Below are 12,537 nucleotides of genomic sequence, written 5' to 3' on the forward strand. Positions count from 1 at the left end.
CCTGGAATCGGCCCCCGTGCAGGGTCCCGCCGCGAGCTTGCGAGTGGCGGGGGGCACGGGGGTCCTCTTACATGTGGGGGACGTTCTCGGGGATCTCGTAGAACGTCGGGTGGCGGTAGACCTTGTCGCCGCTGGGGGCGAACATCGGGTCCTTCTCGTCGGGGCTCGAGGCGGTGATGTCGGCCGCCCGGACCACCCAGATGCTCACGCCCTCGTTGCGCCGGGTGTAGAGGTCGCGCGCGGCGTCGACCGCCATCTCGTCGTCCGGCGCGTGCAGCGAGCCCACGTGCACGTGGTTGATCCCGCGCTTGCCGCGCACGAAGACCTCGTAGAGCGGCCAGTCGCGCCGGGTCTTGGCCGGCGCGGGCTCGACGGGGACCTCCGGCCCGGTGGGGACGGCGCCGTGCCCGCCCTCGCTGGTCAGGTCGCCCTGGCTCATGCCGCCCGCCCCCCGTGCTCGGCGGAGTGCTTGGTGGCGTAGGCGTTGGCCGCCTCGGTCACCCAGGCGTTGTCGTCCCGTGCGGCCCTGCGGCGGGCGATGCGGACGTCGTTCATCGGCCCGCTGCCGCTGACCACGCGCTTGAACTCGTCCCAGTCGATCGCGCCGGACCGCCAGTGCCCGGCCGCCTCGTCCCAGGCCAGGTCGGGGTCGGGCAGCGTGACGCCGAGAGCCTCCGCCTGCGGCACCGTCATGTCGACGAAGCGCTGGCGCAGCTCGTCGTTGCTGTGCCGCTTGATGCCCCAGGCCATCGACTGCGCCGAGTTCGGGCTGTCGTCGTCCGGCGGGCCGAACATCATCAGCGACGGCCACCACCAGCGGTCGACGGCGTCCTGCACCATGGCCCGCTGCTCGGGGGTGCCGCGCATCATCGTCATCAGCAGCTCGTAGCCCTGCCGCTGGTGGAACGACTCCTCCTTGCAGATGCGGATCATCGCCCGGGCGTAGGGCCCGTAGGAGGAGCGGCACAGCGGCACCTGGTTGCAGATCGCCGCGCCGTCGACCAGCCAGCCGATGACGCCGACGTCGGCGTAGGTGAGCGTGGGGTAGTTGAAGATCGAGCTGTACTTCTGCCTGCGCTCGATCAGCTTGTCGGTGAGGTCGGCGCGGTCGGCGCCGAGGGTCTCGGCGGCCGAGTAGAGGTACATGCCGTGGCCGGCCTCGTCCTGCACCTTGGCCAGCAGGATCGCCTTGCGGCGCAGGGACGGCGCGGCCAGCAGCCAGTCGCCCTCCGGCTGCATCCCGATGATCTCGGAGTGCGCGTGCTGGGCGATCTGGCGGATGAGCGTCTTCCGGTAGCCCTCGGGCATCCAGTCGCGCGGCTCGATGCGGTGCCCGGCGGCGATGGTGGCGTCGAACTGGGCCTGCAGGGCCGCCTCGTCGGGCGTCCCGGCGGCGGGGCGGTCCAGGGTGGGCGCGGACATGTCGTCCCCTCGGGTCGGCGGTCAATTACTGACCGGACGGTCGGTAATGAGTGTGCCCCACCGCGGCGCGGATCACAACCCCACTTGACAGGGCGGGGGTCGGGGGAGTTGGTTACCGACCATCCGGTCGGTAAATCGGGGCGCCCCGCCTCGGGACACCGGCCGTCCCGGCACCGACCCCGGAGGCGCAGCACCGATGACCGCCAGCACGACCGACACCGACCGGCGGCTGGGCGCCGCCCCCGACCCCGCCCTGCTCGACCCCGCCGAGCGCCTGGGCCTCGACGAGCTGCGCGCCCTCCAGCTGGAGCGGCTGCAGTGGACGCTGCGGCACGCCTACGAGAACGTGCCGCACTACCGGCGGGCCTTCGACGAGGCCGGCGTGCACCCCGACGACTGCCGCGAGCTGGCCGACCTCGCCCGGTTCCCGACCACGAGCAAGACCGACCTGCGCGACAACTACCCGTTCGGCATGTTCGCCGTGCCGCAGGACCAGGTGCGCCGGGTGCACGCCTCGAGCGGGACGACGGGGCGGCCCACGGTGGTCGGCTACACCGAGCGGGACATCGACACCTGGGCCACCGTGATGGCCCGGTCGATCCGCGCCGCGGGCGGGCGGGCCGGCGACAAGCTGCACAACGCCTACGGCTACGGGCTGTTCACCGGCGGGCTCGGCGCGCACTACGGCGCCGAGAAGCTCGGCTGCACGGTCATCCCCATCTCCGGGGGCATGACCCCGCGCCAGGTGCAGCTGATCCGCGACTTCGAGCCGCGGGTGATCATGGTGACGCCGTCCTACATGCTCACCGTCATCGACGAGTTCGAGAAGCAGGGGATGGACCCCCGCGCGTCGAGCCTGGAGATCGGCATCTTCGGCGCCGAGCCCTGGACCGAGCAGATGCGCCGCGAGATGGAGGAGCGGGCCGGCATCCACGCCGTCGACATCTACGGCCTGTCGGAGGTCATGGGCCCCGGCGTCGCCCAGGAGTGCGTGGAGACCAAGGACGGCCTGCACGTCTGGGAGGACCACTTCTACCCGGAGATCATCGACCCGGTCACCGGCGAGGTGCTGCCCGACGGCGAGCAGGGGGAGCTGGTCTTCACCTCGCTGACCAAGGAGGCCATGCCGGTCATCCGCTACCGCACCCGCGACCTCACCCGGCTGCTGCCCGGGACGGCGCGGCCCGGCATGCGCCGCATGGAGAAGGTCACCGGCCGCACCGACGACATGATCATCCTGCGCGGGGTCAACGTCTTCCCGACCCAGATCGAGGAGGTCGTCCTCCGCACCCGGGGCCTCTCGCCGCACTTCGCCCTCGAGCTGGTCAGCCGCGGCCGGATGGACCACCTCGTCGCGCGGGTCGAGGCCCGCCCCGACTGCCCGCCGGAGCGCCGCGACCCCGCCGCCCGCGAGGTCGAGAAGGGCGTCAAGGACATGGTCGGCAGCAGCATCGAGGTGCTCGTGGTCGACCCCGAGACGCTCCCGCGCTCCCTGGGCAAGCTGCAGCGGCTCACCGACTCCCGCGAGCGGACAGGGGCGTGAGGATCGCAGCGAGGGACGAGCGAGGAGCGGAGCGGCCCGCGGGAGCGAGCCGAGGAAGGGAGGGTGCGTGACCGCTGCGCAGGTGCGCCGGGGCCGTCCGGGGCACTCGCTGGACACCCTGCTCGACGTCGCGGTCGCGGTGTTCATCGAGCGCGGCTACGACGCCACGAGCATGGAGGAGCTGGCCGGCCGGCTCGGCATCACGAAGTCGGCCATCTACCACCACGTCCCGGGCAAGGGGGAGCTGCTGCGGCTGGCCCTGGACCGGGCCCTGGACGCGCTGTTCGCCGTCACCGAGGAGCCCGGCGCCACCACCGGCCGGGCGATCGACCGGCTCGAGCACGTCGTCCGCGGCTCGGTGCGGGTGCTGGCCGCCGAGCTGCCCTTCGTCACCCTGCTGCTGCGGGTGCGCGGCAACTCCGAGGTGGAGCGGGCCGCGCTGGCCCGGCGCCGCCGCTTCGACCGGTTCGTCACCGACCTGGTGCGCGCCGCCGAGGTGGAGGGCGACGTCCGCCCGGACGTCGACCCCGCGGTCACCAGCCGGCTGCTGTTCGGCACCGTCAACTCGCTCACCGAGTGGTACCGCCCCGGCGGTGACCTCTCCGCCGACGACCTCGCCGACGCGCTGGTCACCACCACGTTCTCCGGCCTCCGGGCCCACCCGAAGGGAGCCCTCCGATGACCGCCCCGATGCTCGAGAGCTACGTGGCCGGCCGGTGGTACGCCGCCCGCGACGAGGGGACGCCGATCGCCGACGCGGTGACCGGCGAGGCCGTCGCCCGGGTCAGCAGCACCGGCCTGGACGTCGCCGCGATGCTCGACCACGCCCGCACCGTCGGCGGCCCGGCGCTGCGCGCGCTGACCTTCCACCAGCGCGCCGCCCTGCTCAAGCAGCTCGGCCTGCGGCTGATGGCCGGCAAGGACGAGTTCTACGCCCTCTCCCACCGCACCGGTGCCACCGACCGCGACACCGCGGTCGACGTCGACGGCGGCTTCGGCACCCTGCTCTCCTACGCCAGCAAGGGCCGCCGCGAGCTGCCCGACGACACCGTCGTCCTCGACGGCGCGGTCGAGCCGCTCGGCAAGCGCGGCACGTTCGCCGGCCAGCACCTGTACACGCCGCTGCGCGGGGTCACCGTGCAGATCAACGCCTTCAACTTCCCGGTGTGGGGCTTCCTGGAGAAGCTCGCCCCGGCCTTGCTCGCCGGCGTCCCGACCATCGTCAAGCCGGCGTCGCAGACGGCCTACCTCACCGCCGCGGTGTTCCGGGCGGTCGTCGAGTCCGGCCTGCTGCCCGAGGGGTCGGTGCAGCTGCTGGCCGGCAGCCCCGCCGGCCTGCTCGACGGGCTGGCCGGCCAGGACCTCGTCGCGTTCACCGGCTCGGCCGCCACGGCCCGCAAACTGCGCAGCCACCCCGCGGTGGTGGCGAACTCGGTGCGGTTCAACGCCGAGGCCGACTCGCTCAACTGCGCCGTCCTCGGCCCGGACGCGACGGCGGGCACGCCGGAGTTCGACCTGTTCGTCGACCAGCTGGTCACCGAGACGACGGTCAAGGCCGGGCAGAAGTGCACGGCCATCCGCCGGGCCCTGGTGCCGCGGGAGCTGGTGGACGACGTCGTCGAGGCGGTGCGGGCCGAGCTGGCCCGCGTGGTGGTCGGCGCCCCCGGCGCCGAGGGCGTCACCATGGGCGCCCTGGTCAGCCGGAACCAGCGCGAGGAGGTGTTGCGGGCGGTCAAGGCGCTGCGCGGGGTCGCCGAGCTGGTGTCCGGCGACCCGGAGCGGTTCGACGTGGTCGGCGCCGACCGCGACCGGGGGGCGTTCCTCCCGCCGATGCTGCTGCGCTGCGACGACCTGGACGCCGGGGAGCCGCACGACGTGGAGGCGTTCGGCCCGGTGAGCACCGTGCTCCCGTACGAGGGCGTCGCCCAGGCGGTCGAGCTGGCCGCCCGCGGGCAGGGCAGCCTCGTCGGCTCGATCGTCACCCACGACGAGGCGGTGGCGCGGGAGTTCGTGCTCGGCGCCGCGCACGCCCACGGTCGGGTCCTCGTGCTCGACCGCGACGACGCCCGCGAGAACACCGGGCACGGCTCACCGCTGCCGGTCCTCGTGCACGGTGGCCCCGGCCGGGCCGGCGGCGGCGAGGAGCTCGGCGGCATCCGCAGCGTGCTGCACCACATGCAGCGCACCGCCGTGCAGGCCTCGCCGGACATGCTCACCGCGATCGGCCGGCGCTGGGTGACCGGCGCCCGCCGCAACGACGACGGGGTGCACCCGTTCCGCAAGTCGCTGGCCGAGCTGCGCGTCGGCGACTCGGTGACCGCCGGGCCGCGGGCGGTGACGCTCGAGGACATCGAGCACTTCGCCGAGTTCACCGGCGACACCTTCTACGCCCACATGGACGAGGAGGCCGCCGCGGCCAACCCGCTGTTCGGCGGCCGGGTGGCGCACGGCTACCTGATCGTCTCCTGGGCCGCCGGGCTGTTCGTCGACCCCGACCCGGGGCCGGTGCTGGCCAACTACGGCGTGGACAACCTGCGCTTCCTCACCCCGGTCAAGCCGGGCGCGGAGCTCACGGTGACGCTGACCTGCAAGCAGATCACCCCGCGCGGCGGCGCCGACCACGGCGAGGTCCGCTGGGACGCCGTCGTGGTCGACGGCGAGGGCAAGCCGGTGGCGACCTACGACGTCCTCACGATGGTGGCCAAGACCTGGGGGTGACCTGGGGGTGACCTGGGGGTGATGCGGAGTGCCCCGTGCGGGGAAACCTCGCACGGGGCACTCCGCTACGCGGCGGTCCAGCGGATCGGGAGGCGCTTGACACCGCGCTGGAAGTTCGACCGCAGCAGCACCGGGGGCCCGTCGAGCTCGATCGAGGAGGTCCGGCGCAGCAGCGCGGCGAACAGCGCCCGCATCTGCGCCCGGGCCAGCTGCGCGCCCAGGCAGAAGTGCGGCCCGTGGCCGAAGGCCAGCTGCGGGTTCGGCGCCCGGTGGACGTCGAAGGCGTCGGGGTCGGCGAACACCGCCTCGTCCCGGTTGGCCGAGGTGAACGACACGACCACCTTGTCGCCGGCCCGCACCGGCGCGCCGCCCAGCCCGGTGTCACGGGTGGCGGTCCGGCGGAACACCATCACCGGCGTCCACCAGCGCAGCATCTCCTCGACCGCGCCGGGCAGCAGCGACGGGTCGGCCCGGACGGCGGCCAGCGCCCCCGGGTGCTGCAGCAGCGCGATGAGCCCGCCGGGCAGGCCGTTGCGCAGCGTCTCGTTCCCCGCCACGGCGAACAGCCAGAACATGTTCTCGAACTCGGCGTCGCTGACCCGCCCACCGCCCTCGTCGACCTGCGCCAGCAGGATCGACATGACGTCGTCGCCGGGGGAGCGGCGCTTCTCCTCGGCCAGCAGCCGGGCGTAGGCGTACAGGTCGGGCATGCCGGCCCGGGTGCGCGGGTCGGGCATCCGCCCGTCGGGGCCGGGCGCCGGCCGCAGCGCCAGCGCCTCGCGGGCCATCGGCGTCCCGCCGGTGCCGTCGAAGGCCGCCGAGGTCGCGTAGTCCGGGTCCTGCCAGCCGATCACGCGGTTGGACCAGTCGAACATCAGCCAGCGGTCCTCGGCCGGTACCCCGAGGACGTCGGCGAGGGTGAGCAGCGGCAGGTCGGCGGCGACGTCCTTGGCGAAGTCGCACCGGCCCGCGCCGAGCCCGCCGGTCATGCGCGCGACCAGCCCGTCCGCGGTGGCCTCGATGGCGGCGGTCAGCGCGGCCACCGCCCGCGGGGTGAACGAGCGGGCGAGCAGCCGCCGCAGCCGGGAGTGGTCCGGCGGGTCCATGTTCAGCATCATCCGGCGCACCCACGCCAGGTCCGCGGCGTCGCGGACCTGCGTGGCGCCCAGCCACGAGGAGAACGTCGCCGGGTCGCGCAGCACGCCCTCGACGTCGGCGTGCCGCAGCACCAGCCAGAACCCCGGGCCGGCGGGCTGGCCGTGCAGCGCCGGCTCGTCGACCCAGGTCACCGGCCCGGCGGCCCGCAGCCGGCGCAGCAGGTCGAACGGCGGGCCCGACTCGTAGGTCACCGGGTCGACGAGCGTGGTGGTGCCCGCCGGTCCGACGGTCATGGCGCCCCCCGGGTCAGTCGTAGGAGTGGAAGCCGCGGCCGGTCTTGCGGCCCAGCTCGCCCGCGGCCACCTTGTCGCGCAGCAGCTGCGGTGGGGCGAACCGCTCGCCGAGCGTGCGGTGCAGGTACTCGGCGATGGCCAGCCGCACGTCCAGGCCGACCAGGTCGGTGGAGCGCAGCGGGCCCATCGGGTGCCGGTAGCCCAGCTCCATCGCGGCGTCGATGGCCTCGGCGTCGGCGACGCCCTCCTCCAGCATCCGGATCGCCTCCAGCCCGAGCAGCACGCCCAGCCGGGACGACGCGAAGCCGGGGGAGTCGCGCACCACGACGTCGGTCTTGCCCAGCGCCCGGACCCAGCCGCTCGCCCGCGCCACCAGGTCGGGGTCGGTCTCCCGCGCGACCACGACCTCGACCAGCTTCGACGCCGGCACCGGGTTGAAGAAGTGCAGGCCGAGGAAGCGGGCCGGGCGCTCCAGGGCGGCGGCGAGCTCGGTGACCGACAGGGAGCTGGTGTTGGTGGCGAGGACGGCGTCCGGGCCGACGGCGGCCTCGGCGGCGCGCAGCACCCCGGCCTTGAGGTCGGCCCGCTCCGGGACCGCCTCCACCACGAGGCCGGTCCCGTCGCCCAGCTCGGCGGGCGAGTCGAGCAGGGCCAGCCGGCCGAGGACGGCGTCGACGTCCTCGGCCAGCGTGCCCCGGCGGACCGCCTCCGCCAGCCCGGAGGCCACCCGCCCGCGGGCGGCCTCCGCGGCCTCCGCCCCGGCCTCCACCACGGCGACGTGCGCGCCCGCGGCGAGGAAGGCCTGCGCGATGCCGGCGCCCATGCGGCCGCCGCCGATCACGCCGACCCGGGACGGGACGCCGCTCATGCGCGCCCGCCGGTCGCCCGCCCGGCCGCGGTCCGCCCGGCCGGCTCGTGGACCTCGGCGACCCGCAGGTCGGCACCGCGGGTCTCGCCGATCGCGGTGACGGCGGCGAAGGAGATGACGCAGAGGCCCATGATGTAGAGGCCGATCGAGCCCGACCAGCCGGTCGACTGGATGAGCACCTCGGCGATCATCGGCGCGAACGCCCCGCCGAGGATGGCGCCGAGCGCGTAGCCGATCGAGACGCCGGAGTAGCGGACCGCGACCGGGAACATCTCCGCGTACATCGCCGACATCGGGCCGTAGGACAGGCCCAGGCCGATGGTCAGCGCGAACAGCGCGATGCCGTACAGCCAGATGTTGCGGGTGTCGATGAGCAGGAACAGCGGGATCATCCAGGCGAAGACCAGCGCGTAGCCGATCTGGAAGGTGCGCAGCCGGCCGATCCGGTCCGACAGCGCCCCGCCGTAGAGGGTGAACACCAGCCAGCCGAACGAGGCCAGCGTGGTGGCCAGCAGGACCGAGGAGCGCGGCATCTCCAGCGTGGTGCTGGCGTAGGCGATGAAGAAGGCGATGAGCAGGTAGCCGGCGGCGTTGTTGGCGATGAACGTCAGCGCCGAGAGCACGACCTGCCGGGTGTTGTGGCGGAACAGGTCGCGCAGCGGGGCGGAGGACTCCCGGCGGCGCTGGCGCATCTCCTCGAAGACCGGGCTCTCGTCGACGGCCCGGCGGATCAGGTAGCCGATGCCGATGAGCACCACGGAGAACAGGAACGGGATCCGCCAGCCCCACGACTCGAACTGCTCGGGGGTGGTGACGGTGGTGAGCACCCAGAGCACGCCGGTGGCCAGGATCATCCCGATCGGGACGCCGATCTGCGGGTAGGCGCCGAACAGGCCGCGCCGGTGCAGCGGGGCGTGCTCGACGCTCATCAGCGCCGCCCCGCCCCACTCGCCGCCGGCGGAGAAGCCCTGCAGCACGCGCAGCAGGATGAGCAGCACCGGGGCCAGCACGCCGATCTGGCCGTAGGTGGGCAGCAGCCCGATCAGCGCGGTGGCCGCGCCCATGAGGACCAGGGTGAACACGAGCATCCGCTTGCGGCCGAGCCGGTCACCGAGCCGGCCGGCGACGATGGCCCCGAGCGGGCGGAACAGGAAGCTGATGCCGATGGTGGCCAGCGAGATCACCGTGGCCAGGCCGGGGGAGTCCTCGCTGACCGGCGCCAGGAAGAGCGGGGCGAGCACCAGGCCGGCCGCCTGGGCGTAGATGAAGAAGTCGTACCACTCGATGGTGGTGCCGGCGAGGGTGCCGGCGAGCACCTTGCGCTCTTCCCGGGTGGTCCGCGCGCGTGCCTGCGGTGCCGTCTGCGAAGTCATCGACCGTCCCGCTGTCGTGGGGGATGTGTGAAACCGACCGTTCGGTCGGTAAACCGTCGGCGGGAACCCTAGCAAGGCTGTGTCCGGCACCACAAACACCCAGCCCGGAGCCCGTTCACCCGGCCCCCGGGTCGCTGGCAGGGTGCGCCCAGCCTCCGGGGGCATCCTGGGGGGCCGCATCCCCGGGAGCCGTGTCCCGGGAGCCGCGATCCGCGGAGGGAGGGCACGTGGACGACGACGGACGTCTCCTCGTCGTGATCGGCGGGCTGCCCGGCTCGGGGAAGACCACGCTGCTGCGCCGGGTGCTGGCCGGGACGCCCCCGGGGGTGGTCGGCCGGGACTCCGAGCAGGTCGCCGGTGCGCTGCGGGCGGCCGGCGTGCGCCTGCCCTACGGCCTGCTCCGCCCGCTGGTCCACCTGCTGCACCGGGGGCGGGTGCTGCTCGCCCTGCTCGGCCCGGCGCCGGTCGTCGTCCTCACCGACCCCTGGACCGGCCGCGGGTGGCCGGCCACCGTCCGCGCCGTCGCCCGCTGGTCGGGGCGGCCGCTGCGGCTGGTCCTCCTCGACGTCCCGCGGCGGACCGCCGAGGACGGCCAGGCGGCGCGCCGCCGGCAGGTCTCCGCCCGCGCCATGCGCCGGCACGGCGCCGGCTGGGCGCGGGTGCTGGCGGCCGCGGGCGCCCCCGGCGCGGGGCCGGCGCTGGTGGTCGACCGGGACCACGCCGACGCGCTCACCCCCGCCGGCCTGCTCGGCCGGGGACCGGCGGGCCTGGCGGGGCTGGCCGGGCTGCCGGCGCTCTAGCATCCCTGCGCGTGCGGCCCTTCCTGTTCCTCGGCACGCGGCCGGAGGACGACGCCGCGGACGGTGAGTACGCGGCGTTCCTCCGGCTGACCGGGCTCGACGAGGCCGGGCTGCGCCGGGTGCGCCTGGAGGCCGGGCCGCTGCCCGAGGTCGACCTCGCCGCGGTCTCCGGCGTCATCCTCGGCGGCGGGCCGTTCACCGTCAGCGACCCGGAGGGGGCCAAGTCGCCCGTCCAGCGGCGGGTCGAGGCCGACCTGCGCCGGCTGCTCGACGAGGTGGTTGCCCGCGACGTCCCGTTCCTCGGCGCCTGCTACGGCATCGGCACGCTGGGCCGGCACCAGGGCGGGGTGGTGGACCGGACGTTCGGCGAGCCGGTCTCCTGCGTGCCGGTGTCGCTCACCCCCGAGGGCCGCGCCGACCCGCTGCTGGCCGGGCTGCCCGACGTCTTCGACGCGCTGGTCGGGCACAAGGAGGCCTGCCGGGTCCTGCCGTCGTCCGCCGTCCTGCTGGCCACCTCGCCGGGCTGCCCGGTGCAGCTGTTCCGGGTCGGCCGCAACGTCTACGCCACCCAGTTCCACCCGGAGCTCGACGTCGCCGGCCTGGTCACCCGCGTCCGGGTCTACCGCAACGCCGGCTACTTCCCGGCCGCGGAGGTCGAGACGGTGGTCGCGCGGGTGTCGACCGCCGTCGTCACCGAGCCCGGCCGCCTGCTCGCCACCTTCGCCGACCGCTACGCCTCCTGAGCCGGGCCGGCCGGGGGGACCGGTCTGGGCCGTTCAGCCCTCGGTGACCCACACCGCGCTGTCCGGGGGCAGGGCCAGGCTGCTGCCCGAGGAGCGCACCCGGGAGGTGGAGGCCAGCAGCACGCGGCCGGGGCCGGCCACCAGCCGGGTGCTGCGGCCCATGTTGACCACGCAGCGCACCGCGCCGCCGGCGCCGGTGCAGCGCACGGTGAGCAGGCCGTCCTCGACGGAGACCTCCGCGGCCCCCGAGCCGAGCGCCGGGTGGGCCTTGCGCAGCGCCAGCGCCCGCCGGTAGAGGGTCAGCGTCGAGCCGCCCTCGCCGGCCTGGCGGGAGACCGCGTGCCGCTCCCAGCCCGCGGGCACCGGCAGCCACGGGTCGGCGGCGCCGGCGGGGGAGAAGCCCAGCCCGGGGGCGGTGTTCCACGGCAGCGGGACCCGGCAGCCGTCCCGGCCGGCCCGGGCCCCGCCGCTGCGGTGGAAGATCGGGTCCTGCCGCGCCGCCTCGGGCACGTGCGCCTGGGGCAGGCCGAGCTCGTCCCCGGCGTAGACGTAGGCCGAGCCGGGCAGCGCGAGCAGCAGCAGGGCCGCGGCGCGGGCGCGCGCGGTGCCCACGGCCCCGCCGCCGAACCGGCTGACCATGCGGTCCTTGTCGTGGTTGCCCAGCACCCAGGAGACCGGCGCCCCCACCCGGCCGAAGGCGTCCAGCGCGCCGGTGGTGGCCTCGGCGAAGGCCGCGGCGTCCCAGGAGGACTTCAGCAGCCGGAAGGCCAGCGACTGGTGCAGCTCGTCGGGCCGGGAGTACCGCGCCACGCGGTCGAGGTCGGCGAGGCACACCTCGCCGACGAGCATCGTGCCGGGGTACTCGTCGCAGACCGCCCGCCAGCGGCGCCACACGTCGTGCACCTCCGGCTGGTCCCAGGTCATCGCCTGCTCGGGGCCGTGGCCGAAGAGGGTGGGGGAGTAGCTGCCGGGGTTGTCCCGCAGCGCGGCGTCCTTGAACAGCCCGTAGGCGACGTCGACGCGGAAACCGCTCACCCCGCGGTCGAGCCAGAAGCGCAGCGAGTCCTCGAAGTCGGCGGCGACGGCGGGGTCGCGCCAGTTGAGGTCCGGCTGCTCGGGCGAGAACAGGTGCAGGTACCAGCGGCCGTCCGGCGTCCGCGACCATGCCGGGCCGCCGAACAGCGACCGCCAGTTGTTGGGCGGGGCCTCCGACGGCGGGGCGAAGTGGTAGCGCCCGGCCTCGGGGGAGGTCGGGTCGGCCAGCGCCCGCCGGAACCACGGGTGCTGGTCGGAGCTGTGGTTGGGGACGACGTCGAGCAGCACCCGCAGCCCCAGCGCCCGGGCGTCCTCGACGAGGGCCTCCACGTCGGCGACGTCCCCGTAGTCGGGGTCGACCGCGCGGTGGTCGACGACGTCGTAGCCCCCGTCGGCCCCGCCGGAGGGGTAGTGCGGGTTCACCCACACCGCGTCCACGCCGAGCCAGGCCAGGTAGGGCAGGCGGGCGCGCAACCCGGCGAGGTCGCCGATGCCGTCCCCGTTCCCGTCGGCGAACGAGCGCAGGTAGACCTGGTAGACCACGGCGTCCCGCCACCAGGGGGACGCCGGTGCGGCCGCGGCCCCGGGGCGGGGAGCGGTCCGCGCGGTGGACAGCCGGCGTGTCATGCCCGCAGCATCGGCGC

General features: G+C 74.9%; 11 protein-coding genes. 5 read left to right on the plus strand and 6 right to left on the minus strand.

Going from position 1 to position 12,537, the window contains the following annotated elements; genetic code table 11:
• Positions 1-67: 67 nt before the first annotated feature.
• Both paaB and paaA read right to left on the minus strand, forming a co-directional pair.
• Positions 68-439, minus strand: a complete 372-nt coding sequence (gene paaB, locus D0Z06_RS08150; RefSeq protein ID WP_117376863.1) for a 1,2-phenylacetyl-CoA epoxidase subunit PaaB — start codon at positions 437-439, stop codon at positions 68-70.
• On the minus strand, positions 436-1,422 hold the full coding sequence (gene paaA / locus D0Z06_RS08155; protein ID WP_117376864.1) for a 1,2-phenylacetyl-CoA epoxidase subunit PaaA: 987 nt from the start codon (positions 1,420-1,422) through the stop codon (positions 436-438). Before paaA ends, paaB begins: the two co-directional genes overlap by 4 nt.
• A 196-nt stretch (positions 1,423-1,618) precedes the next feature.
• Here paaA and paaK point away from each other — a divergent pair, with 196 nt between their 5' ends.
• From paaK to paaZ, 3 genes are all read left to right on the plus strand, one after another.
• Positions 1,619-2,965 carry a phenylacetate--CoA ligase PaaK gene (paaK, locus tag D0Z06_RS08160; RefSeq protein ID WP_117376865.1) on the plus strand — a complete coding sequence of 449 codons (1,347 nt, stop codon included), beginning with the start codon at positions 1,619-1,621 and terminating at the stop codon, positions 2,963-2,965.
• Between the two features lie 67 nt (positions 2,966-3,032).
• Complete coding sequence (locus D0Z06_RS08165) at positions 3,033-3,647, plus strand: TetR/AcrR family transcriptional regulator (RefSeq protein WP_117376866.1); 615 nt, start codon at positions 3,033-3,035, stop codon at positions 3,645-3,647.
• Positions 3,644-5,683, plus strand: a complete 2,040-nt coding sequence (gene paaZ / locus D0Z06_RS08170; RefSeq protein WP_117376867.1) for a phenylacetic acid degradation bifunctional protein PaaZ — start codon at positions 3,644-3,646, stop codon at positions 5,681-5,683. The genes D0Z06_RS08165 and paaZ overlap by 4 nt, the downstream gene beginning before the upstream one ends.
• Before the next feature lie 65 nt (positions 5,684-5,748).
• On the opposite strand, the gene D0Z06_RS08175 is transcribed toward paaZ, so the two are convergent.
• Genes D0Z06_RS08175 through D0Z06_RS08185 form a run of 3 tightly spaced genes read right to left on the minus strand, consistent with a single transcriptional unit; the run spans position 5,749 to position 9,315 of the window.
• Positions 5,749-7,074: a cytochrome P450 gene (locus D0Z06_RS08175; protein WP_117376868.1), complete on the minus strand. Its 1,326-nt coding sequence runs from the start codon at positions 7,072-7,074 to the stop codon at positions 5,749-5,751.
• A 13-nt stretch (positions 7,075-7,087) separates the two neighbouring features.
• Positions 7,088-7,942, minus strand: a complete 855-nt coding sequence (locus D0Z06_RS08180; protein WP_117376869.1) for a 3-hydroxyacyl-CoA dehydrogenase family protein — start codon at positions 7,940-7,942, stop codon at positions 7,088-7,090.
• Positions 7,939-9,315 (minus strand): MFS transporter, encoded by a 1,377-nt coding sequence (locus tag D0Z06_RS08185; RefSeq protein ID WP_117376870.1) that lies wholly within the window; start codon positions 9,313-9,315, stop codon positions 7,939-7,941. The genes D0Z06_RS08180 and D0Z06_RS08185 overlap by 4 nt, the downstream gene beginning before the upstream one ends.
• 227 nt (positions 9,316-9,542) lie before the next feature.
• On the opposite strand from D0Z06_RS08185, the gene D0Z06_RS08190 reads away from it, so the two are divergent.
• A complete protein-coding gene (locus tag D0Z06_RS08190; protein ID WP_158579912.1) occupies positions 9,543-10,115 on the plus strand; it encodes an AAA family ATPase in 573 nt (190 codons plus the stop codon).
• Between the two features lie 11 nt (positions 10,116-10,126).
• Positions 10,127-10,858, plus strand: coding sequence for a glutamine amidotransferase (locus tag D0Z06_RS08195; protein WP_117376872.1), 732 nt, complete (start codon positions 10,127-10,129; stop codon positions 10,856-10,858).
• A gap of 33 nt (positions 10,859-10,891) precedes the next feature.
• Here the strand turns inward: D0Z06_RS08195 and D0Z06_RS08200 are convergent, their stop codons facing one another.
• Positions 10,892-12,520, minus strand: coding sequence for a glycoside hydrolase family 13 protein (locus D0Z06_RS08200; RefSeq protein ID WP_117376873.1), 1,629 nt, complete (start codon positions 12,518-12,520; stop codon positions 10,892-10,894).
• Between the last annotated feature and the right edge of the window lie 17 nt (positions 12,521-12,537).

The organism is Geodermatophilus marinus (genome assembly GCF_003428645.1).
In the GTDB taxonomy this organism is placed as follows: domain Bacteria; phylum Actinomycetota; class Actinomycetes; order Mycobacteriales; family Geodermatophilaceae; genus Geodermatophilus.

Coding starts and splice junctions, on each gene's coding strand:
- D0Z06_RS08185 (WP_117376870.1), bottom strand. CDS start 9,315: ATGACTTCGCAGACGGCACCGCAGGCACGCGCGCGGACCACCCGGGAA.
- paaK (WP_117376865.1), top strand. CDS start 1,619: ATGACCGCCAGCACGACCGACACCGACCGGCGGCTGGGCGCCGCCCCC.
- D0Z06_RS08180 (WP_117376869.1), bottom strand. CDS start 7,942: ATGAGCGGCGTCCCGTCCCGGGTCGGCGTGATCGGCGGCGGCCGCATG.
- paaB (WP_117376863.1), bottom strand. CDS start 439: ATGAGCCAGGGCGACCTGACCAGCGAGGGCGGGCACGGCGCCGTCCCC.
- paaA (WP_117376864.1), bottom strand. CDS start 1,422: ATGTCCGCGCCCACCCTGGACCGCCCCGCCGCCGGGACGCCCGACGAG.
- D0Z06_RS08200 (WP_117376873.1), bottom strand. CDS start 12,520: ATGACACGCCGGCTGTCCACCGCGCGGACCGCTCCCCGCCCCGGGGCC.
- D0Z06_RS08175 (WP_117376868.1), bottom strand. CDS start 7,074: ATGACCGTCGGACCGGCGGGCACCACCACGCTCGTCGACCCGGTGACC.
- paaZ (WP_117376867.1), top strand. CDS start 3,644: ATGACCGCCCCGATGCTCGAGAGCTACGTGGCCGGCCGGTGGTACGCC.